The 26,945-nt window shown below is 57.5% G+C and carries 24 protein-coding genes; 9 read left to right on the top strand and 15 right to left on the bottom strand.

Going from position 1 to position 26,945, the window contains the following annotated elements:
* Window positions 1-2: 2 nt before the first annotated feature.
* The 8 genes from rdgC to Q669_RS14930 form a co-directional block, all read right to left on the bottom strand.
* Complete coding sequence (rdgC, locus tag Q669_RS14895; protein ID WP_022992894.1) at window positions 3-929, bottom strand: recombination-associated protein RdgC; 927 nt, start codon at window positions 927-929, stop codon at window positions 3-5.
* Between the two features lie 99 nt (window positions 930-1,028).
* Complete coding sequence (locus Q669_RS14900; protein ID WP_011785959.1) at window positions 1,029-1,229, bottom strand: DUF2788 domain-containing protein; 201 nt, start codon at window positions 1,227-1,229, stop codon at window positions 1,029-1,031.
* A gap of 60 nt (window positions 1,230-1,289) precedes the next feature.
* Complete coding sequence (yaaA, locus tag Q669_RS14905) at window positions 1,290-2,060, bottom strand: peroxide stress protein YaaA (protein ID WP_022992895.1); 771 nt, start codon at window positions 2,058-2,060, stop codon at window positions 1,290-1,292.
* A gap of 12 nt (window positions 2,061-2,072) precedes the next feature.
* A complete protein-coding gene (locus Q669_RS14910) occupies window positions 2,073-2,306 on the bottom strand; it encodes a glutaredoxin family protein (RefSeq protein WP_022992896.1) in 234 nt (77 codons plus the stop codon).
* The gene (locus Q669_RS14915; protein ID WP_022992897.1) at window positions 2,306-3,058 is read right to left on the bottom strand and encodes a YciK family oxidoreductase; all 753 of its coding nucleotides are present in this window, start codon (window positions 3,056-3,058) and stop codon (window positions 2,306-2,308) included. The genes Q669_RS14910 and Q669_RS14915 overlap by 1 nt, the downstream gene beginning before the upstream one ends.
* 63 nt (window positions 3,059-3,121) lie before the next feature.
* Window positions 3,122-3,787, bottom strand: coding sequence for a phosphoglycolate phosphatase (gene gph / locus Q669_RS14920; RefSeq protein ID WP_022992898.1), 666 nt, complete (start codon window positions 3,785-3,787; stop codon window positions 3,122-3,124).
* On the bottom strand, window positions 3,777-4,493 hold the full coding sequence (ubiG, locus tag Q669_RS14925; RefSeq protein WP_014421957.1) for a bifunctional 2-polyprenyl-6-hydroxyphenol methylase/3-demethylubiquinol 3-O-methyltransferase UbiG: 717 nt from the start codon (window positions 4,491-4,493) through the stop codon (window positions 3,777-3,779). Before ubiG ends, gph begins: the two co-directional genes overlap by 11 nt.
* A 21-nt stretch (window positions 4,494-4,514) precedes the next feature.
* Entirely contained in the window at window positions 4,515-5,843 is a 1,329-nt protein-coding gene (locus Q669_RS14930; protein WP_022992899.1) for a TRZ/ATZ family hydrolase, read from the bottom strand.
* Between the two features lie 203 nt (window positions 5,844-6,046).
* Between Q669_RS14930 and mtnA the strand changes: the two genes are divergently transcribed.
* Window positions 6,047-7,102 (top strand): S-methyl-5-thioribose-1-phosphate isomerase, encoded by a 1,056-nt coding sequence (mtnA, locus tag Q669_RS14935; RefSeq protein WP_036149852.1) that lies wholly within the window; start codon window positions 6,047-6,049, stop codon window positions 7,100-7,102.
* Here mtnA and Q669_RS14940 read toward each other — a convergent pair.
* From Q669_RS14940 to Q669_RS14955, 4 genes are all read right to left on the bottom strand, one after another.
* A complete protein-coding gene (locus Q669_RS14940; RefSeq protein ID WP_022992901.1) occupies window positions 7,095-7,877 on the bottom strand; it encodes a helix-turn-helix domain-containing protein in 783 nt (260 codons plus the stop codon). The genes mtnA and Q669_RS14940 overlap by 8 nt on opposite strands.
* A gap of 3 nt (window positions 7,878-7,880) precedes the next feature.
* Complete coding sequence (locus Q669_RS14945) at window positions 7,881-10,046, bottom strand: carboxy terminal-processing peptidase (RefSeq protein ID WP_022992902.1); 2,166 nt, start codon at window positions 10,044-10,046, stop codon at window positions 7,881-7,883.
* 244 nt (window positions 10,047-10,290) lie between these two features.
* Window positions 10,291-12,441, bottom strand: a complete 2,151-nt coding sequence (locus tag Q669_RS14950; protein ID WP_022992903.1) for a 3-hydroxyacyl-CoA dehydrogenase NAD-binding domain-containing protein — start codon at window positions 12,439-12,441, stop codon at window positions 10,291-10,293.
* A gap of 29 nt (window positions 12,442-12,470) precedes the next feature.
* Window positions 12,471-13,679: an acetyl-CoA C-acetyltransferase gene (locus Q669_RS14955; RefSeq protein WP_014421951.1), complete on the bottom strand. Its 1,209-nt coding sequence runs from the start codon at window positions 13,677-13,679 to the stop codon at window positions 12,471-12,473.
* A gap of 186 nt (window positions 13,680-13,865) precedes the next feature.
* On the opposite strand from Q669_RS14955, the gene Q669_RS14960 reads away from it, so the two are divergent.
* Window positions 13,866-14,129, top strand: a complete 264-nt coding sequence (locus Q669_RS14960) for a late competence development ComFB family protein (RefSeq protein WP_014421950.1) — start codon at window positions 13,866-13,868, stop codon at window positions 14,127-14,129.
* A 4-nt stretch (window positions 14,130-14,133) separates the two neighbouring features.
* Here the strand turns inward: Q669_RS14960 and Q669_RS14965 are convergent, their stop codons facing one another.
* A complete protein-coding gene (locus tag Q669_RS14965; protein WP_022992904.1) occupies window positions 14,134-16,581 on the bottom strand; it encodes a DUF349 domain-containing protein in 2,448 nt (815 codons plus the stop codon).
* Window positions 16,582-16,735: 154 nt separating this feature from the next.
* On the opposite strand from Q669_RS14965, the gene Q669_RS14970 reads away from it, so the two are divergent.
* Window positions 16,736-17,212, top strand: coding sequence for a regulatory protein RecX (locus Q669_RS14970; protein ID WP_014421948.1), 477 nt, complete (start codon window positions 16,736-16,738; stop codon window positions 17,210-17,212).
* A gap of 1 nt (window position 17,213) precedes the next feature.
* Here the strand turns inward: Q669_RS14970 and mltF are convergent, their stop codons facing one another.
* Window positions 17,214-18,722: a membrane-bound lytic murein transglycosylase MltF gene (mltF, locus tag Q669_RS14975; protein WP_022992906.1), complete on the bottom strand. Its 1,509-nt coding sequence runs from the start codon at window positions 18,720-18,722 to the stop codon at window positions 17,214-17,216.
* Between the two features lie 270 nt (window positions 18,723-18,992).
* Between mltF and purL the strand changes: the two genes are divergently transcribed.
* Both purL and Q669_RS14985 read left to right on the top strand, forming a co-directional pair.
* Entirely contained in the window at window positions 18,993-22,898 is a 3,906-nt protein-coding gene (purL, locus tag Q669_RS14980; RefSeq protein ID WP_022992907.1) for a phosphoribosylformylglycinamidine synthase, read from the top strand.
* Between the two features lie 451 nt (window positions 22,899-23,349).
* Window positions 23,350-23,661, top strand: coding sequence for a YqfO family protein (locus tag Q669_RS14985; protein ID WP_022992908.1), 312 nt, complete (start codon window positions 23,350-23,352; stop codon window positions 23,659-23,661).
* A 7-nt stretch (window positions 23,662-23,668) separates the two neighbouring features.
* Here Q669_RS14985 and Q669_RS14990 read toward each other — a convergent pair whose 3' ends face one another.
* Entirely contained in the window at window positions 23,669-24,217 is a 549-nt protein-coding gene (locus Q669_RS14990) for an NUDIX hydrolase (protein ID WP_011785941.1), read from the bottom strand.
* A gap of 95 nt (window positions 24,218-24,312) precedes the next feature.
* Between Q669_RS14990 and Q669_RS14995 the strand changes: the two genes are divergently transcribed.
* From Q669_RS14995 to purT, 4 genes are read left to right on the top strand one after another with little or no spacing between them, the layout of a single operon-like run.
* Complete coding sequence (locus Q669_RS14995) at window positions 24,313-24,900, top strand: NUDIX hydrolase (RefSeq protein WP_022992909.1); 588 nt, start codon at window positions 24,313-24,315, stop codon at window positions 24,898-24,900.
* Between the two features lies 1 nt (window position 24,901).
* The gene (locus Q669_RS15000) at window positions 24,902-25,438 is read left to right on the top strand and encodes a gamma carbonic anhydrase family protein (RefSeq protein ID WP_014421943.1); all 537 of its coding nucleotides are present in this window, start codon (window positions 24,902-24,904) and stop codon (window positions 25,436-25,438) included.
* Entirely contained in the window at window positions 25,435-25,617 is a 183-nt protein-coding gene (locus Q669_RS15005) for a DUF1289 domain-containing protein (RefSeq protein WP_011785938.1), read from the top strand. Before Q669_RS15000 ends, Q669_RS15005 begins: the two co-directional genes overlap by 4 nt.
* Window position 25,618: 1 nt before the next feature.
* Window positions 25,619-26,821, top strand: coding sequence for a formate-dependent phosphoribosylglycinamide formyltransferase (gene purT / locus Q669_RS15010; protein WP_014421942.1), 1,203 nt, complete (start codon window positions 25,619-25,621; stop codon window positions 26,819-26,821).
* Window positions 26,822-26,945 lie beyond the last annotated feature (124 nt).

Here is a 26,945-nt window from a genome sequence, read left to right on the forward strand (position 1 = left end):
CTTTACTCCTCGACGATGGCGGAGCGATCTTCTCCGCCCAGGGCTTCCAGCAGCCCGGGAATCAGCCGTGACAGCTCCAGAGTCATGATGGTGAAAGCTGCATCAAACTTGGCCAGGGCGTCGTCGACATCGACGTCGTCCAATTGCTCTTGCAGGGTTTCACCGAATTTCAGCCGGCGTATGCCCAGCTCTTCGTCCAGTACGAACGAGACATTGTCGTCCCAGGTCAGGGCCAGCTTGGTCACCTGCATGCCAGCTTCCAGGTGGTTGCGGATCTCGTCGGCTTTGAGATCAAGACCTTTACAGCGTACCACGCCGCCATCTTCTGACGGGTCTTTCAGTTCGCATTCGCTGCCCAGGGTAATGTTGGCAGGGTGATCAATGCTTTCGTTCAGCCAGCCGGTGAAGGTGAAGGCGGGGGATTGCTCAACCGCCGGCGGTCGCACAGGCAGTGATCCCAGGCTCTTGCGCAGGGTCGAGGCTAGATCTTCGGCCTGTTTCGCAGAGCCGGCATCAACCACCAGCACGCCGTCCTGAGGGGCCAGGTAAGCAAAGCAACGGCGGTTGCGGGAAAATGCCTGTGGCAGCATTTCCAGCATCACCTGTTCTTTCAGTTCGTCTTTTTCCTTCCGGCGCACCTTTCGGCCCTGCTCCAGCTCAATGGCTTCGGCACGCTCTTCCACAGCCTCCTTCACCACCGGCCCGGGCAGGATCTTCTCTTCCTTTCTCAGGGCAATCAGGTGATAACCGTTGGCGCTGTGCACCAGTTGGTCGCCGTGTTTACCCAGGGGCGGAACCCAGCCCTGGCGGTTGGTTTCCTGAGGGCCGCAGGGTTTGAACGCGTCCGCCTGGAGTTTCTCTTCCAGCGCTTCTGCGGAAATATCGAAAGGTTTGGTGAAACGGAAAACACGGGCATTACGAAACCACATGGGTCTGAATCCTTGCGTCAGGTCGGAGCTTGTCGAATCGAAAAAGGGGGAGGGATGATACGGCTACCAGGCGGTAGCCGTAAAGTGACGGCAGGCCGGTCAGATCTGCATAACCTCCACCAACACGGTTTTCACGATAAAGCCGACAACGCCGGCGCCAAGTACGGTAAACAGCGCGATAGTGCCAAATTTGCCGGCCTGGGATTTCTTGGCCAGATCCCAAACAATGAAGCCCATCCAGGCAATAAGGCCGGTCAGAAACACCAGCATGGCGATCTGGGAAAATACTGCTTCGTTCATTGCTACTCCGATATCAACAGATGTCTGAAGGTGTTAAACACAGGTCGGAAAACCGCCTGACTACTGCTCGTCCCGCAGGAAAACCCAGTTGTTGTTATCGGATTGGTCTTCGCTGAAATAGTACCCCTCCAGGTTGAAGCCTTTGAGATCATCAGCCTGGGTAATTCGATTCTGGATGGCGTAACGGCACATCAGCCCCCGGGCTTTCTTGGCGTAGAAGCTGATCATCTTGTACTGGCCGTTTTTCCAGTCCTTGAACTGGGGGGTAACGAGGCGGGCGTCCAGGTGTTTTTTCTGCACGCTCTTGAAGTATTCGTTGGAGGCCAGATTCACCAGCACCTTGTCGTCGCTGGCCAGTAGCTGGTTCAGGGCATCGGTAATCTTGCTGCCCCAGAACGCGTACAGGTCTTTGCCCCGGGTATTTTCAAACCGGGTGCCCATTTCCAGTCGGTAGGGCTGCATCAGGTCCAGCGGTTTCAGCAGTCCGTAGAGGCCGGAGAGAATCCGCAGGTGTTTCTGGGCAAAACTGAAATCCTCACTACTGAAACTCTCGGCATCCAGACCGGTATAGACGTCGCCCTTGAACGCCAGAACGGCCTGCCGGGCATTATCCGGCGTAAACGGTGTGCGCCAGCTCTGGAAGCGCTCGGCGTTCAGTTGCCCGAGTTTGTCGCTGATGCTCATCAGGTTGCTGACCTGATGTGGTTCCAGCTCCTTGAGCTGGTCAATCAGTTCACAGGCATCGTCCAGGAAGTCCGGTTGGGTATGGGTTTCCGTTGCCAGGGGGCTCTCATAATCCAGAGTCTTGGCAGGGGAGATGATCATCAGCATGTCAGAGGATCCTCATTGCAGAAACGTGAGTAACTGGTCCCTGGTGAACGGCCAGTCCAGCTCCGCCCCGGTGTCGTTGCGGCGCAGCACCGGGATGCGGGTGCCGTAGCGCTCCACCAGGGCTTCGGACTGGGCGATGTCCACCACATCCACCGGAATGGGCTCGGGCATCGGGGTGCTGACCAGCAGCGCCTCTGCCAGTTCGCACAAATGGCACTGGGCTGTGGTGTAAAAAAGCAGTTCCATTATTTTTTCGGCTGCGCGTCAATTTGCTGGCCATTAACGCCTTTGCTGTCCCGGCCCATCAGATAGAGGTAAACGGGCATGAGCTGCTCCGGGTCCGGGTTTTTCTTCGGATCTTCCGCCGGGTAGGCCAGCACCCGCATGCCTGTGCGAGTCGCGCCCGGGTTCAGGCTGTTTACCCGGATATTGTGGCGCTCGTCGTCCAGTTCGTCGGCGAGTAACTGGGCCAGGCCCTCAACGGCAAACTTGGATACGGCGTAGGCGCCCCAGTATGCCCGTGCCTGCCGGCCAACGCCGGACGAGGTGAAGATCATGGAGGCGTCATCGGATTTGCGCAGCAGCGGAATCATCGCCCGGCTCAGCAGGAATGGCGCTGTGGCGTTCACGTGCATGACCTTGTTCCAGGTTTCCGGATCGTACAGCTCAACCGGGCTGCGAGCACCCAGAATCCCGGCATTGTGCAGGAGACCGTCCAGGCGACCGAAATTGTCTTCCAGGGTCATGGCCAGTTCTTCATAATCCTTGACCGCCGCCCCTTCAAAGTTCATAGGCACGATCGCGGGTTTGGGGTGGCCGGCGGCTTCAATCTCGTCGTAGACTTCCTCCAGCCGCGAGACTGTGCGCCCAACCAGGATGACGGTGGCGCCATGGGCAGCATAGGCTTTGGCGGCAGCGCGTCCGATACCACTGCCGGCACCGGTTACCATGACAATGCGGTCTTTCAGAAGATCGGCGGGTGCCTGGTAATCTTGCATAACCTGTCTCCGTAAATCAGGCCAGACCAGGCCTTGGCCGGGTCGGTCGAAAATATTTGGGCGCTATTGTAACAGCTTTGTCAGGTCGCTGACGGTATCGGCGATGCGGTCGGCTTGCCACAGGTCAACGGTCTCCGGTTGCTCTATGTAGCCGTAACGCACCGCGATGGTGTGCATTCCAGCGTTCCGGCCCGCTTCAATGTCCCGTTCATGATCACCGACATAAACAGATTTTGTCGGTTCCACCTGAATCTGACGGCAGGCCAGCAGCAGTGACTCCGGGTGCGGCTTGCGTTCAGCCACATGGTCCGGGCAAATCAGGGCGGCACAGCGTTGCGCCAGGCCCAGGGCTTCGATCAGGGGCACTGCGAAGCGTGCGGGCTTGTTGGTGACAATCCCCCAGGGAATGCCCCGGCTCTCAAGGCTGCTCAGCAACTCGTCCATGCCCGGGAACAGGCTGGTTTCAACGGCCACACCGGTTTCATAGAGATCGAGAAAGGCCGTGTGCTTTTCAGGATAACCCTCGTGTTCGGGCTCCAGCCCGAATCCCACCCGAATCATCGCCCGGGCGCCGTTGGAAACCGAGCGCCGGATCTGTTCTGCGGGCAGTGCCGGCATGCCGTGTTGCTGTCGGAGCTGGTTCAGGCAGCGGATGAAATCCGGGGCGGTGTCAATCAGGGTGCCGTCCAGGTCGAAGAGCACCGCCGCCGGTGTCTGCTCAGTCTTCACGGGTATCCCGGGCATGCATCAGGTAATTGACGTCTACATCCCGCCCAAGCTTGTACACCTTGGTGATAGGGTTGTAGGTCATGCCGGTGAGCTCGCGGACTTCCAGCCCGGCATGGCGAAGATGGTCAGACATCTCCGATGGGCGGATAAACTTCTTCCACTCATGGGTGCCCTTGGGCAATAAGTTCAGAACGTATTCGGCACCGACAATGGCAAAGAGGAACGACTTGGGGTTGCGATTGATGGTCGACACGAACAGGTGGCCGCCGGGTTTCAGCATACTGGCGCAGGCTCGAATAACCGATGCCGGGTCGGGTACATGTTCGAGCATTTCCAGACAGGTAACCACGTCATACTGGCCGGCATGTTCAGGATCCCGCGCCAGTTCCTCAATGGTGGTCTGGCGATAGTCCACCTTCACGCCGGACTCCAGGCCATGGAGCTTGGCCACCGACAATGGCGCCTCGCCCATGTCGATACCGGTAACATGGGCGCCCCGAAGTGCCATGCCTTCGGACAGCAGGCCGCCGCCGCAGCCAACGTCCAGAGCCCGTTTGCCGGCCAGCGAGACGCGCTCGTCGATGTAATTCAGCCGCAACGGGTTGATGTCGTGCAGTGGCTTGAACTCGCTGGTGGGGTCCCACCAGCGGCTGGCGAGCGCCTCGAATTTGGCAATCTCGTTCTGGTCTACGTTCTGGTTGTTCATGTTCGGGGTTACTCCGGATAATCAGCTGAGAATCTGTTTGCGCCATTCGTTCACCCGCAGAACCAGATCTGGTACGTCGATGCGGGTTAGTCTGCCATCCTGTAATTGTGGTACGCCATGAATCCAGCTGTGGCTTACTGCCCGGCCGTGGTTGCTGTAAACCAGGTGCGAAGCGGGATCGTAGACAGGCTGCAGATAGGGGTCGCTCAAGTCGACGGCTATCAGATCTGCCAGTTTGCCCGCCACCAGGGAGCCGATGTCATGGTCCCGCCCCAGGGCTCGGGCACCACTGAGGGTCGCCATCTCCAGCGCTTTGTGAGCCGACAGGGCTGCCGCATCGTCCGCCACAGCCTTGGCTACCATTGCGGCGGTTTTCAGTTCGCCGAACAGATCCAGATCGTTGTTGCTGGCGGCCCCATCGGTCCCGATGGTGACATTGATATCGTGATCCAGCAGTTTCTGTACCGGACAGAACCCGCTCGCCAGTTTCAGGTTGGACTCCGGGCAATGGACAACATGGGCGCCGGTCATTTTCAGATGAGCCAGGTCGGATTCGTCGATCTGGGTCATGTGTACGCATTGCGTATTGGCTCCGAGAACACCCAGGTCTGCCATACGCGCCAGCGGTCGCTGCCCGCTGGCTTTTACCGCTTCCGCTACTTCAAAGGCGGTTTCGTGCAAATGCAGTTGAATGGCAGCACCGGTTTGCTGCGCTAATTCCACGGCGGCACCCAGAGGACCGTCGGAAACGGTGTAAGGGGCGTGGGGCCCAATGGCAGGCATGATGTAGTCATCCCGCTGCCATTGTTCAATAAGGTCCGCACCTTTGCGCAGGTATTCTTCTGGCCCTGAACCCCATACCGTTGGCATATCCATCAGAGGAAAGCAGATCTGTGCACGCATGCCGGTGTCGTGGGCAGCCTGGGCAGTCACTTCCGGGAAGAAGTACATATCCGAAAACGTAGTGGTGCCGGTGCGGAGCATCTCCGCCATGGCCAGGCGCGTGCCGTCTGCCACGAACTGCTCGCTGACAAACTTGCCCTCTGCAGGCCAGATATGATCATTCAGCCAGGTCATCAATGGCAGGTCGTCAGCCAGGCCCCGGAACAGGGACATGGCGGTGTGGCCGTGCAGGTTGATCAGCCCGGGCAGGACAACATGCTGGTTCAGATCGAGGGTTTCCCGGGTGCGATAACTCTGGTCTGCCTCAGCCTGCGGCACGATCGCCAGAATTCGGCTGCCTTGAAGGATCACGGCCTGGTGTTCAAGGACAACCCCGAAGGGTTCGACGGGAATCAGCCAGCGGGCGTTGATTCGGGTATCGGCTGCGGTGATGGTTTCTGCCGTCATTAACCTGCCTTGCGGGTTCGGGGCACCGGAGGCGCCTTGAAATTCAATGGGCAAGTATAACCAGCGCGGTCAGGCAGAACTACCCCGGTGGCGGCCGCTGCGCTGCGATTTTCCAGACATTCATCAAGCCTCTTCAAATCAGGGCAGTCAATCTGGTTTGATAGGGCTATACTCGCTGTTTTTCTTTGGTTCGGGAGTTGTTTATGGCAGGTCGATCTTCCAATCGTTCCATCGGGACGGTAGCAATGCGCTGGCACGGAGACAGGCTTGAATTGCTGGATCAACGCCTGCTCCCGGCGGAAGAGCACTGGATTGTGGCTGATGGCGCGTCGGCGGTGGCCCAGTGCATAACGGATATGGTGGTGCGTGGGGCACCAGCCATTGGCATCAGTGCTGCGTACGGGGTGGCCCTGGCAGCCCGCCACGCAGGCGGAGGCGATTGGCAGGCAGAGATCAAACAGGCTATTCGAGTGTTGGCGAAATCCCGGCCTACGGCGGTAAACCTGTTCTGGGCGCTGGAGCGCATGGAAAAGGTATTCCACGCCTGCCATTCTCTGGACGAGGCAACCGAACGGCTGGCGGCCGAGGCGGTTCGTCTGCATGAGGATGACCTGGCGGCCAATCTGGCCATGGCGGATTATGCGCTGGAGGTGATGAACCCTGAAAAACCGATAGCGGTGCTGACCCACTGTAACACCGGCGCCCTTGCCACCGGCGGATACGGGACCGCGTTGGGGGTGATTCGCCGTTTGCACGAGGAAAAACTGCTGAAACGGGTCTATGCCGACGAAACCCGGCCCTGGCTTCAGGGCAGCCGGTTAACCGCCTGGGAGCTGACCCGGGACCATATTCCCGTTACGCTCAATGCCGATGGCGCGGCAGCGGCCATTATGGCTTCCGGTAAGGTTAAGTGGATTGTTGTGGGTGCCGACCGGATAACCGCCAACGGTGATGTGGCGAACAAGATTGGTACCTATAACCTGGCGGTCCTGGCGCGACACCACAAGATCGGGTTTATGGTGGTGGCTCCCTCCAGCACCGTCGATATGGCGCTGGCGTCTGGCAAGGATATTCCAATCGAAGAGCGGGATGGCACCGAGGTTCGTGAAATTCGCGGGATCCCCCTGGCGCCCGCTGGCGTTCCGGTATTCAACCCGGTGTTTGACGTGACACCGGCCAGCCTGATTGATGCCATCGTTACCGAGAAAGGCGCAGTCCGTAACCCCAATATCACCGGAATGCGGGCGTTGTTTACCTGACGTTCCGTTTGGCGCCGGAGCTGGTTGCCGGCTTGTACGGCGCTGGCTCTTCAGTCTTCATGCCAGCTTTCAGCTCTGTCATTTCCTTTTCCTGCTGCTCGATAAAGTGCAACGACATTTCAAAGCTCTGGCGGGTGAACTCCAGCACTTTGCGGAAGCCTTCATCCGACAGGTTTCTGGCATCGTCGTGCCGGCGGAAGATGTTAATGAATTCCCGTTCCCGCTCGAACTGGAGCGGAATCCGGCCTATGCCCCAATCGTTGAGTATCTGCCACACCTCGGGGTTGTAGTTACGGGTGGTGCGCATGATAAACGGGATCGGATCGTTGCGGGCCACCAGGGCGGCGAGTCTCAGGATCAGCTCGAAGGAGAGGGTGGAGGTGCCATTTTCAATGGCTTCCAGCAAAGACTTGTCTTTGAGGTTCAGGGCTTCACTCATTTCCGAGAGCGTGAGGCCCGCAACTTCCCGTATGTCTTTCAGCGATTGGCCGGCTGTCAGCATGGCCCGCAACTGATCCTGAGAGTTAATCAGGGCCCGACCGACCCGCAGGGAGGTGTCGGTTGCCCGGGCGCCCAGGCGAAGTGCCGAACCCGTCAACCCGGCTATGCGTTCCAGCATACCGTCTGGGGTTTTATCTTTCGGGCCAGGGGATTCCAGGCCCTCAGCTTCGTCCATGGAATACATGGCGTGCAGGGCGTCCAGTAGCATGTCCCGGAACACCCGGGCACGCTGTTGGGTACTCTGACCGCTTTCCCCGGACGGCTGCCCAGTCATGATTTATGGTGCCTCAGTCTTGGCCGCAAACTGGGTGGGCATCAGAATGGACGCCATACGTTGATCCAGCTCCAGCAGGTCGGCCATGATGTGCCCGCCTTCCTGGATGACGAAATCCAGTTCTTCGTCGGTGTTGTCCAGATCTGCCGCCTGTTGATCCTGCCAGTCTTCCAGAGCTTCCAGGTCTTCAAACGGTTCTTCGCCTTTCAGTTCCCTGCGGGCATTGGCGATGGTCAGGCGGGTCTGCTCGATCTGGTTGTGCTGGTTCTTGCGTTCGTCCACGTTAAGGCTGACGTAATCCATCTGTCGCTGGCGATTAAGGAACTCGATTTCCTTCTGCAGCAGCTTGAACTCCGGGTTGGTGGCGAACCGCTCTTCGTGGCGATTCCGCAGTTCGTCAATCACGCCGGTAAAGTCGAAATAGCGGGCATGGGGAACGGCCTCAATCTGGTCCCACGGCAGGGCGTGGTCCAGAGCGTCCTCACCAATTCGGGTTTTATCGATGCGCGACGGGATTTCGATGTCTGGAATCACCCCTTTGTGCTGGGTGGAACCGCCGGAAACCCGGTAAAATTTGGACTGTGTGATTTTCAATTGACCGTGGTTCAGTGGCCGAACGGCCTGAACCGTGCCTTTGCCGAAGGTTTGGGAGCCAACCACCAGGCCTCGACCATAATCCTGGATAGCGCCGGCGAAAATTTCAGAGGCGGAGGCGCTCATCCGGTTGACCAGTACCACCAGAGGGCCGTCGTAGACCACGGACGGATCCTCGTCTTCCAGTACCTGAACATCGTTGTTGGCGTTACGGATCTGGACCGTGGGGCCTTCGTCGATAAACAGGCCAACCAGGTCGTTGGCCTCGTGCAGTGCGCCACCGCCGTTATTACGAAGATCCATGACCACGCCATCCACGCCGCTGGCCTTGAGTTCCTCAATCAGTTTACGCACGTCGCGGGTGGTGCTTTTGTAATTCGGATCGCCAGCCTGCATGGCCTGGAAATCGGCGTAGAAGGTGGGGATATTGATGACTCCGATACGATAGGTCTCGCCGTTTCGGTCCAGTTCAATCACGTCTTTGCTGGCGCTTTGCTCCTCCAGCTTCACCTCGTCGCGCTTGATGGCGATGGTGCGTGTGATGGTCTCGTCGCTGGCGTTCGCCGGGATTACTTCCAGGGTTACCGTGGAATTACGGGGGCCGCGGATCAGATCCACCACCTCGTCCAGGCGCCAGCCGATCACGTTTACAGGCTTTTCATCACCCTGCGCAACCGAGACGATGCGGTCGGCTGGCTGCAGCTGACCCTGCTTGGAGGCCGGGCCACCGGGTACCAGACGCACTACCTTGGTGTACTCGTTATCGGATTGCAGTACCGCGCCGATGCCCTCCAGCGAGAGGCTCATGTTGATATTGAAGTTCTCAGAGGTTCGGGGCGAAAAGTAGGACGTGTGAGGGTCCCACATACCGGTAAAGGCATTCATGTAAGCCTGGAATGCATCTTCGCTGCGGGCCTGGTACGCGCGTTTGAGTTGCCCTTCATAGCGGCGGCGCAGCGTCTCTTCGATCGCTTCATCGTCTGCGCCGTTCAGTCTCTGGGCCAGAACCGCGTTTTTAATACGCTTCGTCCAGAGCTCGTCCAGAGCGGCCTGGTTTGCCTCCCAGGGCGCCTCGGAACGGTCGACGCGAATCCTGTCATCGGCAGCGAAGTCCAGTTGCTCAATACCGTTATCAATGAGCCCCAGGGCGAACTTCAGGCGTTCGATAACCCGCTGTTGAACCAGGTTGTAAATATCAAAGCCCGGCTGGAGTTGGCCGGTCTTGAGCGCTGACCCCAGGTGTTTCTTGACCCGGGAGAGGGCGTCAATGTCTTCCTGGGTCAGGTAGATTCTCTGGCTGTCCAGGTAATTCAGGTAGGCATCGAAAACATCGCCGGACAGTTCGTCGCTGATGCCGAGATTGCGGAAATGCGTGAACTGCAGCTGCCGGGCAATCAGAATATTGGCGCGGGCCTGGTCAATCGTGGGCGCAACCGGCTCATACCTGGCGGAGTCGTCAATGTTTGCGTAGGCGCCGGAGACAAGGAGGCCCAGGGCCAGAGCCGTGACCGCGCCTGCTTTCCGGGTGAGGGAAGTCAGGGACGGGCGCTGCATGGAGTTTTCCGCGATGGTCATAAATGCATACCTGAAGCTGCTGGGAATCGCCACCAATGACAATGGGGGTGAATACCCGTGACTGTTCAATTTATTGTAGGCAACCGCTACACCTGTTGCCATAGGCCAGGGGTATAGCTTCGTGACAATATGTCCATATACGTTTCAGCCTGAGGCTAACTATGGGGGCGTGTGACCGGAAGTAAACTGTCGGGAGTGTGAGGGTAGAGGTGGCCGGAGGGTTTGGGCCCTCCGGCCGGCAGGGTCAGCTAAAGGTTTCGTTGCGTTCGGCTTTCTGAAGCAACAGCGATGGCGGCGTGAATCGCTCTCCGTACTGGTCTGCCAGCTGCTGCGCCCGCTCCGCAAAGGCCCGAACGCCATACTGGTTGACGAACTGGATGGCACCGCCGGTCCAGGGCGCGTAGCCAATACCGAAGATGCTGCCAATGTTGGCGTCTTCCACGGTTCTCAGCACACCCTCCTCAAGACAGCGGATGGTCTCGATGGCCTGCATGAACAGGATGCGATCTTTCAGATCCTGCAGCTTCACACGGCGTGCCTTGTCCTGGTCCACGAACAGGTTCTCCAGTTCCGGCCACAGGTATTTTTTGCCCTTCTCCGGATACTCGTAGAAACCGGCACCGGCGGCTTTGCCCTTGCGTCCGTGGGTATCCACCATGGCATCGATGACGGCTTCGGCCGGATGCGGCTGCCAGGTACCGCCGGCGGCTTCCGTGTCTTTCTTGCTTTGGGCGCGGATGTGCTGCATCAGGGTCATGCTGACTTCGTCAGAGATGGCCAGCGGTCCTACCGGCATGCCGGCCAGCAGTCCGGCATTCTCGATGCTTGAGGGGTGAATGCCCTCGGCCAGCATGCTGATACCTTCGTTCACGAAGGTGCCAAATACCCGAGAGGTAAAGAAGCCGCGGCTGTCGTTCACCACAATGGGAATCTTGCCTATCTGCTGCACGTAATCGAACGCCCGGGCCAGGGTGTCATCGGAGGTTTTCTCGCCGACGATGATTTCCACCAGTTGCATCTTGTCCACCGGGGAGAAGAAGTGCAGGCCGATAAAGTTGTCCGGCTTGGCCGAGGCCTGGGCCAACTGGGTGATGGGGATGGTTGAGGTGTTGGAGGCAAAGATGCCGTTAGCGACCATTTTCGGCTCGGATTCCTGGGTAACCTTTGCCTTCAGATCGCTGTCTTCAAAGACTGCCTCGATGATCAGGTCGCAACCTTCCAGGTCGTCGGCAGAGGCGGTGGCGTTGATGCGGGCCAACACTTCGTCTTTCTGGGCTTCGGTCATGCGGCCGCGACTGACTTTCTTCGCCAGGAGATTTTCGGAATAGCTTTTGCCTTTCTCGGCGTTTTCAACCGAGACATCCTTCAGCACCACCTCAATGCCGCGGCTGGCAGTGGAGTAGGCGATACCGGCGCCCATCATGCCTGCACCCAGTACCCCGACTTTCTTGAAGCTTTCCTTTTCTACGCCATCCGGGCGACTGCCGCCGGCCTTGATGGCGTTGAGCTGGAACCAGAAGGTGCCCGTCATGTTCTTGGCCACCTGGCCGGTGGCCAGCTCGGCAAAGTAACGGGTTTCAATCAGGCTGCCATTGTCGAAATCCACCTGGGCGCCTTCCACCGCTGCTGCCAGAATCCGTTCCGGTGCCGGATAGCAGCCTTTGGTCTTCTGTTTGAGCATGGCCGGTGCAATAGCCAGTTTCTGGGCCATGGCCGGATGATGCGGAGCTCCGCCGGGGAAGCGGAAGCCTTTCTGATCCCAGGGTTGCTGGCACTTGGGATTGGCTTCGATGAAGGCCCGGGCCTTGGCGATCATGTCTTCCGGTGAGCTGGCCAGCTCATCCACGATACCGGCCTTCAGAGCGGCTTTTGGATTTACCTTCTTACCCTCCATCAGGAACGGGAACGCGGCTTCCAGGCCAATCATCCGGGGCAGTCGCTGGGTGCCGCCACCGCCGGGCAGCAGGCCCAGGGTGACTTCCGGCAAGCCCAGTTGGGTCCGGTCATCATCAATGGCAACGCGATGATGGCAGGCCAGGGCGAGTTCCAGGCCACCACCCAGAGCGGTGCCGTTGATAGCCGCCACCACAGGTTTGCCACAGGTTTCCAGCACCCGCATGTCGGCTTTCAGGCCGTTGACCATGTCTTCAAACTCTTTGGCCTGTTCGCGGGCCACTGAGTACAGCTCATTCAGGTCGCCGCCGGCAAAGAAGCTTTTCTTGGCGGAGGCAATGATAATGCCTTTGACATTATCCAGGTCGCTTTTGACCTTATTGACGGCTTCGGTCAGTGCAGTTCGAAACTCGCCATTCATGGTGTTGGCGGACTGGCCCGGCATGTCGATGGTCAGGGTCAGAATCTGGTCTGAACCCAGGTCGTATTTGATGGCACTCATGGTCGGTTCCTTTTATATGAAAGTGGCGTTCAGACGCGCTCGATGATGGTGGCAATGCCCATGCCGCCGCCCACGCACAACGTGGCGAGGCCGTAGCGCAGTTCACGGCGTTCCAGTTCATCCAGCAGGGTGCCGAGGATGATGGCGCCGGTGGCACCCAGCGGGTGGCCCATGGCGATGGCGCCGCCGTTCACATTCACTTTCTCGTCCGGAACGGACAACTCTTTCTGGAAGCGCATCACCACCGAGGCGAAGGCTTCGTTCACTTCAAACAGGTCGATCTGGTCCACCGTCATACCGGCTTTCTCCAGCGCCTTGCGGGCAGCCGGGGCCGGGCCGGTGAGCATAATGGTGGGGTCTGTGCTGGTAACCGCAGTGGCTACGATGCGGGCGCGTGGCTTGAGGCCGAGCTCCTTGCCCTTGGCTTCGCTGCCAATCAGCATGGCGGTGGCACCGTCGACAATGCCGGAAGAGTTGCCGGCGTGGTGCACGTGGTTGATCTTCTCCACGTAGTGGTATTTTTCCCGGGCGACGCCGTCAAAGCCCATCTCGCCCATCATCTGGAACGAGGGCTTGAGGCCTGCCAGGGATTCCACGGTCGTGTTGCCGCGCACGTGCTCGTCCCGGTCCAGTATGACCACGCCGTTCTGATCAGTAACCGGCACGATGGATTTGGCGAAATAACCCTTTTCCCAGGCGTTGGCGGCTTTTTGCTGGGACTTCACGGCAAAGCCATCGACATCTTCGCGAGTGAAGCCTTCCAGAGTGGCGATCAGGTCGGCGCCGATACCTTGCGGCATGAAACCTGTATGCAGGTTGGTTTCCGGGTCGGTCGCCCAGGCGCCTCCATCGGAACCCATGGGTACGCGCGACATCGCCTCTACACCACCGGCAACCACCATGTCTTCCCACCCGGAGCGCACTTTCATGGCGGCCAGGTTCACGGCTTCCAGGCCGGAGGCGCAGAAGCGGTTCAGGGTCACGCCGGCGACCTTCTCATCCCAATCAGCGGCCAGTGCCGCCGTCTTGGCGATATCCGCGCCCTGGTCACCCACGGCGGTGACGCAGCCCATGACGACATCATCTACCTGAGAGGTGTCGAGCCGGTTGCGCTCTTCCAGAGCCTTGAGCACGGTAGTGAGCAGCGTGATCGGCTTAACACTGTGCAGTGAGCCATCTTTCTTGCCGCGGCCGCGGGGGGTGCGAACGGCATCGAAAATGTACGCCTCGGTGGTCATATCTGTTCCTCTGATTGTTATCCGGGCTTGTTTTCAAAGAGTGATAACCATAGCGGTTCAGTGTAGTCCCCGGTAATGACAGCCGCTGCCAATCCCATTGGCGAAATTGCTCAGGGACAATGACACAAACGCTTGTGACTTCTATCTTGAATAAAGATTGATCCTATAAAGCAGGCAGGTGTAACCATGTCTCTGAGAGATGCTATCGATAATTTCTACGAAAGGCTGGTGCTGGATGCGATCGATGCAACCCGGGAGGAGTCGGACACAGCGGATTATCTGACCGACGTGATGTGTGTGGCTCTGAATCGTTTGCCGGCCAGGTACTATCGGCACACCATCGATATGATGTTCTACCTTGCCGATGAGGAATTAAAGGAGATGAAAGAAAAATCCCTGGCTGCGGTCAGGCAAGCCAGGGATTTTGTAAGGCAGCATCAGAGAGAATGATGCTTTAGTGCTGCAGGCGGTTTTCCAAAGCCTGAACCAGTCGACCAGCGTGTTCTGTGCTCTGGTCGTTCATCTCCGGGTGCAGGCACCAGAGAGCGATCAGCCTTTCCAGTTCCTGCTCAGGTGTGGTTTGATCGCCACCACCCAGACCTTCGGCCAGACGCTGAACCTGGATTTCCATACGCCGTCCCTGGTCTGAGTCCGGAGTCTCCTGGCCGGCAACGATCTCCGCCCTGATCACCAGGTCTCTACCTGTAAGAGAGGTCGCGCCGTTAACCAGATTCTGCCAGTTTGAAGGAACCTGTGCCGGGGCAAGGGCGCCACTCACACGCTCTTTGATCAGAGTCTTCCAGTTATCCAGTCTGGCTTTCAGCTTTTTGCGCTGCCCCAGCTGTGTCAGATGCTGACGAAGGTCTTGTACTTCGCCCCGAACCGGTCGTGAAAGCGGCATATCGGCTAACGGCCTGAGTTCGGTTTTGGCTTCATTGATCAGCGCATCGTCAGCCTCTGTGCCGAGATCGCGGTATTTGGCAACCACTGCGCGAGCGTCGGCGTCAGCCTTCTCGGTCGCTTGTTGCTGTGCAGACCGCTGGGCATCGCGTCGCTCGAAGATCTGGTCGCAGGCTTGGCGGAACGCCTGCCAGAGCTTGCGATCTTCGCGGTGGCGGGTGATACCGATACGCTTCCATTCCGATTGCAGGGCTTTGGCCTGGTCCATGGCTTCCTGAAGAGGTTCATGGTCAATCAACGCCTGAGCCCGCTCGACAATCGCCTGTTTGGCGGCCTCGTTTTTCTGTCGCTCCTCGTCCAGGGGCCGCTCCAGGTTCTTCAGCAGGTCGTCAAACCGCTTCTGTACCTGCCGGTTATCCCGGAAGTCTACCGGCCAGGCCGCTTTCCATTCCTGACGGGCGGTCTGATGAATCCGTTCGGCACCTTTCCAGTCAATACTGGTCCAGTCTGCCTTCGCGAGGAATCGTTCGAGTTCCTCGCAGATGGCTTCCCGTTTGTGCAGGTTGGCCTGTTTGAGATCGGCTTTTGCCTCGAAGTAGGCTTTGCAGGGCTCATAGGCCTGATCGGACGCCGCTTTGAAACGATTCCAGAGGGTTCGGTCGGACGAGCCACCAAGTTCTCGCCATTCGTTCTGCAGTTCTTTTATTCGCTCTGCCTTGGCCTCCGGCTCCATCGGTTGTTCCGCCAGATATTCCATCTGTTCGCACAGAGAGACCTGCTTGGGCTCGGTGGCGAATCCCTGCCAATCGCTCAGTTCCCGGAACTGGCCGGCAAGTAACTGCATCTTGGCCTGGACGTTCTTGCGGTGGCGATCATCAAGCGCCTGAAACTGGTTCTGGGCTGTTTTCAGGAGCTGGCGGGATTCACGGAACTGTTTTGCTTCCAGGGCGGCTTCCAGTTTGGGCAGTGTGGTATTGAGAGCGGCCGCATTTGCTTGCTGCTGTTCCCGGGTTCCGTCTGACGTGGGCTGGGCGCGCGGCTTGCCGGCCAGGGCCCGCAGTTCTGCAAGGGCCTGGGGTAGCGGGAAATCCTGCGGCCAGGCCACTTCCTGAAGCAGTGCTTTTGCGACAGCCTGAGGGCTGTCGATATCGTTGCTTTCCAGCTCACCGATTTGTGGTCGTGCCAGATTCAGGCGCCGCACCGCACCAAGGTAGTTGCGCAGAGCCAGCATGGCCTGTTCGTATTGCTTCTGCTCCTGTTTGTCCACCTGGGTGTCCCGCGTGGCTTCCAGCCATCGGTTTTCCTGGGTTTTCTGCAACGCATCGAGGGCAGATTCCGAGGGAAGTCCAGAGGGCGCTGCGGCTTTAAGCTGGTTCAGGGTTTGCTGCAGCAGTTCCAGCGTTTCCTGCCGTTGCTGCTTCTGATCAAGGTGCCGCTGCTCTTCCTGGCGCGTCTCATCCAGTTGCTTCTGGCGTTCACGAATCTGGTGGACCGCTTGCAGGAATTGTTGGGTCTGCTCTGCGCTGGCCTTGTTTTCAACGCTTTGCCAGTGGTCCTGGAGAGCGTTCAGTCGGGCCTCGTAGAGCTTGGTGTCTTCGCTTCTGGCCTGCTCCTGTGCCTGGCTGACCAGTTCAGTGATGCGATGCTGGATGGCCGCTTCGCTGGCCTGTTGTTCCTTCAGGGTTTGAAGTGACTGTTTGACAGTCTGGTAAACACTTTTATCGCGGCCTTTTGCCTGTTTCAGCACCGCCTGTAGGTGCTCTTCCTGGTTAATCTGGCTCGCTGCCTGTAATCGAATGGCGGAGGTCACACCTTCTATTGCCAGAGCCGCGAGTTCCGATTGTTCAGGGCTGGCGTCAAGCTGGCGTTCCTGCTGCTGGCGCAACTGCTGTCGGTTGTCTTCTTCGGTTGGCTGGTTGCTTTGCTGTTTTTCGGATGCCTTGTCGCTTACGGGTGAGAGGGTTTTGCGGTTCTTGAACAATTTCTGAATGAATGCAGCCATAAACGGTATCCTTGGGATTGCAACCAGTTTGCGGTGGCGGCAGAGTATCTCCGCCTTCCGGCCCGATCAGGTGTCTGTTTCGGGTAGTGTGTTTGCGGGGGTGCCCCGGGACGCTAAGTCTATCGTTTTGCAAGTCATCGCGGAAAGGGCCTGTATGGCAAAAGATCAAAAACATGACGATCCGGAATACCAGGCTCGTTCGGTAGCGCTGCGCCTGCTGGCCCGCCGGGAGCACAGCCGGTATGAACTGGCGCTCAAGCTGCGGCAGCGCAGGATTCCACCGGATGTTTTTGACCCGGTGCTGGATGAGTATGAGTGTGAAGGCTGGTTGGATGACGACCGGTTCGCGGAGATCTATACCCGCCAACGCATCGAGGCGGGTTACGGGCCGCTGCGAATACTGGCCGAACTGCAGCAGCGTGGAGTGAATCAGACTCCGGCGTGTCTGTCGTCCGTCGCAGAAGAAGAGTGGTGCCGGAGAGCGGTCCGGGCCCGTGATAAACGGTTCGGACTGGCTGATGTGCAGGGGGATCTGCCTGAAAAGCTCCGCCAGGCCCGATTTCTGGCCCGGCGTGGATTTTCATCATCTCAATCCGAGCATGCCTTGAGCGCGGGACCGGATGATGACTGATTCAGAGTGTCGGCGGTATCAACCGTAGTTCCGGAGGCAGATCAGCGCGAAGATCCGGCTGAGACTCGCTGGCCGGGGCATCGGAGCCAGCTTCGTTGTCGCCAAGCCAGGCCAGTTGATCTTCAAGCCCGGGCGCTGAAGGTGTGTCCGATTCGGTAATCCGGACCAGAACGTCGTAATACCGTCGGATATTCTGCACGTAAACCACCGGTTCGTGCCCGCGTGCGTACCCGAACCGGGTTTTGGTGTACCACTCTTTCTGTGCCAGCAGCGGCAGAAATTCCTTCACATCCATCCATCGGTCCGGGTCTTTTCCGGCGGATTCCGCCAGGCGTCGGGCATCTTCAAGATGTCCAAAGCCGACGTTGTAGGACGCAAGCGCAAACCAGGTGCGATCCGGCTCCGGAATTCGTTCCGGGATGCGCCCGTGCACCATCCGGAAATAGCGGGCCCCGCCCTCAATACTTTCCTCGGCATCCAGTCGGTTATTAATGCCGATGTAATTGGCGGTGGTGCGGGTGAGCATCATCAGACCGCGTACTCCGGTGGGGGAGACGGCGTTGGGGCGCCAGTGGGATTCCTGGTACCCGATGGCGGCCAGCAGGCGCCAGTCCATGCCGGATTCCTCGGCATAATCCTGGAACAGTGACTGATAGCGGGGCAGGCGGTTCTCAACATGGTGCATGAAGGTTCGGGCGCCGACGTAATTCAGTCTGTCCAGGTGGCCGTAGAACCGTTCCGCGAGCTGGGCCATGGTGCCGTTGTTGTTCATCCTTTCCATGAAGGCTTCGGCGGCCTGTACCAGGGTGTCGTCCTGAGCGGTTGGAAACAGCCAGACAAGCTCAGTGGGATCGTTCAGTGCGAACGCTTCGTACACCTTTGGGAAGAAGACGTGGTTCAGATCCAGCTCATTGGAAGCCACCGCCGCATAGCCGAATTCCCCGCTTTCCACCCGGGCCAGAAGACCGGCAGCATCCAGCCCCGGATGTTTCTGAATGATGGGGCCAGCCTCGTTCCCGGGATCAGCAACAAGGTGCTCATGGTTGCTGTCGGCCAGCATATGGATGGTTTCGGAGGCGAGATCTTCCAGTGATTCCGGTGCAGGAACTTCTTTGTTATAGACGATAACCGATCGCGCGGCGACGCCTATGGGCACCGAGCGGTACTGCTCGCCAAAGTCGGGCCGTTGTGTCAGGCCAGCCAGACCGATGTGTGCGTAGTTTCTGGACAGGACAGAGAGGATTTCAGAATTATCGTCGGCAACCCGAACCCGCAGTTCAACCCCGAGTTCGTCGGCAAACAGTCTGGCCAGCTCGTAATCGTAGCCGGTGTCCTGTTCCCGATCCTGGTAATAGATAGAAGGCGCAACCCGGGTGATGACGTGCAAAACGCCTTCTTCCCGGATTTCCTGCAGCGTTGTGGGCTGCGAGCAGCCGGTGGCAAGGATAACTGCCAACACAATGCTCAACTGCGCACTACTGCTTCGGAAAGTGCTGATAAATCGTGACAAATCCCTGCTCTCCGCTACACGCTCAATGTTCAGGATGGTCCGGGAGGTGCTCCCATGCTCCTGCTTTTTGATGCTTCTTGCTTTCCATGCATAGTCTCAATGATCACTGCTGAGGGCGAAATGGTCAATTGGTCTGGTTAATAACTGTGCAAAAGAATGTCAATTTTACACTGCGGAAAGAGGCCAGCTTCCGCTGTAACCCGAGGTCGGTTTCAAGTATCATTGCGGCCTTTCAGACGTCCCCCGATTCGCGCGATACAGGTTGATATCATGCTTGAACTTCGCGGCGCGCCAGCGCTCTCGCCTTTTCGTTCCCGCAAACTGCATTCCCGTATACAGGAAATGGTGCCGGGTGTAGAACATGTGTATGCCGAGTTCATGCACTTTGTGGATCTTGATGCCGACCTTTCCGATTCGGAACAGGCCATCCTGGATCGCCTGCTTACCTATGGTCCCAGTGTCCAGGTTGAGCAGCCGGATGGGATTTTATTCCTGGTGGTTCCGAGGCCGGGCACGTTATCGCCATGGTCCAGCAAGGCGACGGATATCGCCCGTAATTGTGGCCTCCGGCAGATTCGCCGAATTGAGCGCGGCATTGCCTACTATGTAAAGGCCAGCAAGAAACTTGGCCTGGAGCAGCGCGAGCAGATCGCAGCACTTCTCCACGACCGTATGACTCAGAAAGTGTTCCACGAGATGGGCGGCGCAGAACTTCTGTTCAGCCACGAAGAGCCTCGCTCTCTGGGACGGGTACCGGTGTTGTCTGGTGGCCGGGATGCCCTGGTGGAAGCAAATGGCCGGTTGGGCCTGGCGCTGGCGGACGATGAGATTGATTACCTGGTCAAATCCTTTGTCGGCCTGGAGCGGGATCCGACGGATGTTGAGCTGATGATGTTCGCTCAGGCCAACTCTGAGCACTGCCGCCACAAGATTTTCAACGCGTCCTGGGATATTGATGGGGAAGGCCAGGAAAAGTCCCTGTTCGCGATGATTCGCAATACCTTCGAGATGAACAGCGAGGGCGTGCTGTCGGCCTACAAGGACAACGCCGCGGTGATCGCCGGCAGCGAAGCCGGTCGCTTCTTCCCGAATCCGGACACGGGTGTCTACGGCTATAACCGGGAGCCGGTGCATATCCTGATGAAGGTGGAAACCCACAACCACCCGACTGCGATTGCCCCCTTTTCCGGCGCGGCCACAGGCTCTGGTGGCGAAATCCGGGATGAAGGCGCGACCGGTCGTGGTTCCAAGCCGAAAGCCGGTCTCACCGGTTTCACCGTTTCCAACCTGAATATTCCCGGCGACGAGCAACCCTGGGAAATCGGCTATGGCAAGCCGGACCGGATTGCCTCTCCCCTGGATATCATGATTGAAGGCCCCATTGGTGGGGCGGCCTTTAACAACGAATTCGGCCGTCCTAATCTGGCCGGTTACTTCCGGACCTTTGAAGAGAAGGTGCCTGGCGCCGCCGGTGAAGAGGTTCGTGGGTATCATAAGCCGATCATGATTGCCGGTGGTCTGGGCAACATTCGCGAGCAGGACGTAGAGAAGGGCAATATTCCGGTCGGCGCCAAGCTTATCGTGCTGGGTGGTCCGTCCATGCTGATTGGCCTTGGCGGGGGCGCAGCCTCTTCCATGGACTCCGGTTCCAGTAACGAGAATCTGGATTTCGCTTCGGTACAGCGCGACAACCCTGAAATGGAACGGCGTTGCCAGGAAGTTATCGACCGTTGCTGGCAGATGGGCGACAAAAACCCGATCTGCTTCATTCACGATGTCGGGGCCGGTGGCTTGTCCAATGCCATGCCGGAGCTGGTCAAGGACGGTGGCCGTGGCGGCAAATTTGAGCTCAGGGATATTCCCAGTGACGAACCGGGCATGTCGCCCCTGGAGATCTGGTGTAACGAATCCCAGGAACGTTACGTTATGGCGGTTGCGCCTGAAAACCTGGATCTTTTCGATGCTCTGTGTCGTCGCGAGCGCTGCCCGTATGCAGTGATTGGTGAGGCGACCGAGGAACATCATCTGGAGCTGGGTGATTCCTACTTCAACGACAAGCCCGTGGATCTGCCGATGGAAGTGCTTTTCGGCAAGCCCCCACGCATGCATCGCAGTGTCAGCCGTTCCTCCTTTACCAAGCCGATTTTCGATTCCACGAAAATCGATCTTCACGATGCCGTTCGGCGGATTCTGCGTCTGCCGTCGGTTGGCTCCAAGAGCTTCCTGATTACCATCGGTGACCGGACTATCACCGGGCTGGTGGCCCGGGATCAGATGGTGGGCCCCTGGCAGGTTCCTGTCAGTGATGTGGCGGTAACCGCAGCATCTTTTGATGTGCGCACCGGTGAAGCCATGGCGATGGGTGAGCGCACACCGCTTGCAGTGATTGATGCGCCGGCGTCAGGCCGAATGGCCGTAGGCGAAACCATTACCAACCTGGCGGCGGCACCGATTGCAAAGCTGTCGGATATCCGGCTTTCCGCCAACTGGATGGCTGCTGCAGGTCATCCGGGCGAGGACGAGAACCTTTACGAGACCGTTCGCGCTGTGGGTATGGAGTTGTGCCCGGCGCTGGGTATTACCATTCCAGTGGGCAAGGACTCCATGTCCATGAAAACCGCCTGGGAAGAAGACAATGGCGAGCACAAGAGCGTCACTGCTCCGCTGTCGCTGATCGTCAGCGGTTTTGCTCCGGTGACCGACGTTGCCCGCACCCAGACACCTCAGCTGCGCACGGATGCCGGTGAAACGGATCTTATTCTTGTTGACCTGGCCGCTGGTCAGAACCGTCTTGGCGGATCTGCGCTGGCGCAGGTTTATCGTCAGGTGGGTGCTGTGGCGCCGGATCTGGACGACCCCGAGGATATCAAGGCATTTTTCGCGGTTATTCAGGGCCTCAATGCCGATGGCAAGTTGCTGGCCTATCATGACCGTTCCGATGGTGGTCTGTTCGTCACCCTTGCGGAAATGAGCTTTGCCGGCAGAACCGGTGTCGATATCAAGCTGGATGGCCTCGCGGAAGACGAATCCCAATTTGCCCGCGAACTCTTCAATGAGGAACTGGGTGCGGTTATCCAGGTGCGCCGTGAAGACACTGATTTCGTTCTCCAGCAATTCTCCGGTGCCGGGCTGGGAGATCACACCAGTGTCATTGGTACCCTGAATGACAAGGATCGGGTTCGGTTGTTGTTTGCCGGAGAGCCGGTTCTGGATGAGGCGCGCACAGATCTGCAGCGCCTCTGGGCAGAAACCAGCTACCGCATTCAGTCTCTTCGCGACAATGCCGACTGTGCCCGGGAAGAATTCGAGAACCTGCTCGATGCCGAGGATCCGGGGCTGAGTGCTGATCTGACCTTTGATCTGAATGAAGACGTCGCGGCGCCATTTATCAATACCGGCAAACGGCCGAAAGTGGCGGTGTTGCGGGAGCAGGGCGTAAACGGGCAGGTTGAGATGGCGGCCGCCTTCGACCGCGCAGGCTTTGAAGCGACGGACGTTCACATGAGTGACCTGCTATCCGGTCGCATCAGCCTGGAGAAGTTCCAGAGTCTGGTGGCTTGTGGCGGTTTCTCCTACGGTGATGTGCTGGGTGCTGGTGAAGGCTGGGCCAAGTCCATCCTGTTCAACGACCGGGTGCGTGATCAGTTTGCTGCGTTCTTTAATCGCCAGGATACCCTTGCCCTTGGTGTCTGCAATGGTTGCCAGATGCTTTCCAATCTGCACGAGCTGATTCCGGGCAGTGAGGGCTGGCCCCGCTTTGTTCGAAACCAGTCAGAACAGTTCGAAGCGCGCCTGGTGATGGTTGAGGTTGCTTCCTCACCATCCGCCTTCCTGGATGGCATGACTGGCTCCCGTATGCCGATCGCGGTTGCCCACGGTGAGGGGAGGGTTGAGTTCGCTTCCGGCACGTCAGCCAAGGCGCTGTCGGATAACGAATTGGTTGCTCTCCGATATGTCGACAACCGTGGCCGGGAAACGACCCGTTACCCCTATAACCCCAACGGTTCAGAGTCTGGTATTACCGGTATTACCACACGGGATGGTCGCGTGACCATCATGATGCCCCATCCAGAGCGGGTGTTCCGGGCCGTTCAGCACTCCTGGCGCCCGGATGGCTGGCAAGAAGATGGTCCCTGGTTGCGCATGTTCCGCAACGCCAGAAAGTGGTTTGGTTGATTCGCTGAATCGCAGCTGAAAAGAGAAGTGAAAAGCCAGCCTCCGGTCTCTGTTTCCAAGAGAGTCGAGGCTGGCTTTTTTTATTGTAGGTTGGTTAAGCCGGTACCTTTGATGTCAATCCCAAATTCAACCCCTGATGCCCTAAAATAGTCTGTAAATTTGCTGTCTCGGGGCTTGACTAGACAACTTTATGCACATTTCCGGTGCCGCCCTGGCCGTTCTGTGAGCAAACATTGAGAACTAAGTTCAGTTTTTGTGCGAAACCTTTAACCTATTGATATTAAAGGAAATAAAATCATGGGTGAAAATGTCGGCAATTTAAGAGAAGTCCAGTATTCAGGGGGCTTGGGGGGCGATTCCCAAAAACTTTCCCCAGAGTTATCCACAGAATCTGTGAGTAAGTTTGAATTCTCTAATGCTGGGTGATATTTGATCAGTCAGGGAGGTGTCCGTGTATAAATTTTGCTACTTCGTACCCGAGAGTCATCTGGAACAAACCAAGCAGGCAATGTTCGATGTTGGTGCCGGTAAAATTGGAGAATACGACAGTTGTGCCTGGCAATGTGAAGGCCAGGGGCAGTTCCGGCCGCTGGCGGGAAGCGATCCGTTCCTTGGGCACCAGGGGCAATTAGAAACGGTGCGGGAATATAAAGTGGAGTTAGTGTGCGACGACAGCCTCATAAGAGATGCGCTAGCCGCATTGAAGCAAGCACATCCTTATGAAGAGCCGGCTTATGAGATCTTTCGGCTGGTTGATCTTTGACGGTGGGTCAGGCTTTTTTTCCCATTGGGTGGCGGATATCACTGACGTGAACGCCAAACCGCTCTGTCTCCATATCGATAAGAAAAAGCTCAAGGGTTTTGCGTACGGTTGGAAATGATATCTCGTCCCATGGGATCTCGCCGGGGGAGAAAAGGCGGGACTCCAGGGATTCTTCTCCGGCGCCGAATTGCCCGTCTTTAAGGCTGGCGCGATAGAACATGTGAACCTGGTTGATATGCGGCACATCGATGATGGAGTAAAGGCCTTCGATGGTGACGTCGGCAAGGGCCTCTTCCAGCGTTTCCCTCGCTGCAGCCTCAATGGTTGTCTCGGCATTTTCCATGAAACCGGCGGGAAGGGTCCAATAGCCGTAACGGGGCTCGATCGCGCGCCGGCATAAAAGTATCTGGCCTTCCCAGACCGGAACTGTACCCGCCACAATCCTCGGGTTCTGATAATGTATGGTCTCGCAGCTGACACATACGTAGCGGTGCCTGTTGTCACCCTCCGGAATGCGTTGTTCGACCGGATGGCCGCATGTGCTGCAATACTTCATTAGTTTCCCCGTATACTGAGTGTCTGTTGATGATCAGTTTAACGATCCCGGCTGTCTGTGTCTCATGCAAAATCGGGATGCCACTGGAGTAGCGAGTGCGAGACCTATTAACTGAAAAATTATCCAATTATGCCCCTCGACAGCTGGCACTGGATTATCCGGAAGCCGGTATTCTGGTGCCGGTAACGGATGATGAAAATAATCCGGAAATGATTTTCACCCTGAGGTCTGCCAACCTGAAAACCCATCGTGGCCAGGTGTCTTATCCGGGCGGCAAGCGGGATCCCGAAGATTCGTCGCTTGCGGCCACTGCGTTGAGAGAGACCCATGAAGAAATCGGGTTGCCTCCCGACCAGGTGGACGTCATCGCACCATTAAGCCAGGTAATGTCGCGCTACGGCATTCTTGTAACACCCTACGTAGGGGTTGTTCCAGGCGATCATCCGGTGGTGCCCAATCCCTATGAAATAGAAAGCGTGTTCCGGGTACCGCTTTCCTTCTTTCTGGAAGACAGGAGGGAGCGCACCGATGCTCTCAGTTTTCTGAACCACACCTTTTATGTGCCCTGTTATCGCTGGGAGCGTTACCAGATCTGGGGGCTGTCCGCGGTTGTTCTGGTCGACTTTATGAACGCCGTGTACGATGCCGGAATCGATCTGCTCGAACCCCCTCAAGGAGGCTGATATGTTTTACGAGCTCGAAGACAAGCGCCCCCAGGTAGTTGGCGATGGTCAGTTTGTTGCTGAAAACGCCGTTATCATTGGCAATGTCCGGTTGCTGGAGAAAAGTAGCGTCTGGTTTAACGTGGTTATTCGGGGCGACAACGAGTGCATCACGGTTGGTCCTGAATCCAACGTTCAGGATGGATCGGTGTTGCACACCGATCCGGGGCTGCCTTTGACCATCGGCCGGGGTGTTACTGTCGGTCATAAGGTGATGCTGCACGGATGTGATATCGGCGATTATTCACTGATTGGCATAAATGCGGTGGTGCTTAATGGGGCAAAGATCGGCAAACATTGCCTGATTGGCGCCAATACGCTGATTCCTGAAGGTATGGAAGTACCGGATGGTTCGATGGTTGTGGGCTCTCCTGGCAAGATCAAGCGTGAACTGAACGACAATCAGAAGAAAATGTTGGAAATGAGCGCGGCGCATTATGTTCAGAATGCCACGCGTTACCTGGAGAAACTTAAAGCGTGTGATCCGGAGCAGAAATGAACAGGGCTGATCGGGTGCGCTCACCCTGCGTAAGCGTGTGCGCCTTAGACGAGAACGATGTTTGCATAGGGTGCCATCGTACCAGTGACGAGATTCTTCACTGGACTCGCATGACAGACGATGAACGCCGAGAAGTTTTGAAACTGGTGGCAATACGTGAACAAAAGGTAGCTCTATAAGATGACCGATAACACCAAGACCAGCGTCAGATTGGGTACACCTCTTAAAAGCAACTCGTTCCGGGTACTTTTTTGTGGTTCCGGGGAATTGGGCAAGGAAGTTGTGATTGAGCTCCAGCGCTTCGGCGTTGAGGTGATCGCCATTGATCGATATGCCGATGCACCGGCAATGCAGGTGGCCCATCGTTCCCATGTTGTCGACATGCTTGACCCTGTGGCTTTGCGGAGCGTCATCGAGAAAGAGCGCCCGAACCTGATTGTTCCGGAGATAGAAGCTATTGCCACCCCGGAGTTGGTCAAGCTCGAGCAGGAAGGTTATCGGGTGATACCCAGTGCGCGGGCGGTCAACCTGACGATGAATCGTGAGGGTATTCGTCGGTTGGCTGCGGAAGAGCTTGGGTTGCCAACGTCACCGTATCGGTTTGCGGGTACGCGGGAAGAATATTTGCAGGCGGTTGCGGAAGTCGGGCTTCCCTTGGTGGTAAAACCAGTGATGAGTTCGTCTGGCAAGGGGCAAAGTACAGTAAAGACCGAAGCCGATATTGAAAGAGCCTGGGAGTACGCACAAACCGGAGGCCGGGCAGGAAAGGGTAGGGTAATCGTCGAAGGCTTTGTCGATTTTGACTATGAGATTACTTTGCTGACGGTGAGGCATAAAGAGGGGGTAACCTTCTGCGAGCCCATTGGTCACAGGCAGGAAGATGGTGACTATCGCGAATCCTGGCAGCCGCAGCCGATGAATGACCTGGCATTACAGCGTTCAAAAGAGATCGCCCGTGCTGTGGTGGAAGATCTCGGCGGTTACGGCATCTATGGTGTTGAGCTGTTTGTGAAGGGTGAGAACGTCTGGTTCTCGGAGGTCTCACCTCGCCCTCATGACACGGGACTGGTCACGCTTGTATCCCAGGACCTGTCCGAGTTTGCTATCCACGCCAGGGCCATACTGGGTATTCCCGTTCCTGTTGTTCGACAGAATGGTCCCAGTGCGTCGGCGGTCATTCTGCCGGAGGGAAGCTCCACAGAAGTTTCCTATACCGGCCTGGAAGAAGCCCTGGCACAACCGGGAACCCAGCTACGCCTGTTCGGAAAACCGGAATTACAAGGTAGGAGGCGAATGGGGGTAGCGCTGGCGTTGGGTAGCTCCATAGAGGATGCCCGGGAGAAAGCTCGCACTGCAGCAAGCTCTATAAAGGTCGAATTCTGAAAGCCTGATCCCTGAATCCATGGTGAGGGGTGAAAATCCGGGTGATTTTTGGTCGTTCTGGTTGTATTCTGAACAGCCCGATAGGTGGAAACCGAAGCCCGGCAAAATAAATTGAAAATGGGCG

The sequence above is a fragment of the Marinobacter sp. C1S70 genome (assembly GCF_000475355.1).
Taxonomy (GTDB): Bacteria; Pseudomonadota; Gammaproteobacteria; order Pseudomonadales; family Oleiphilaceae; genus Marinobacter; species Marinobacter nauticus.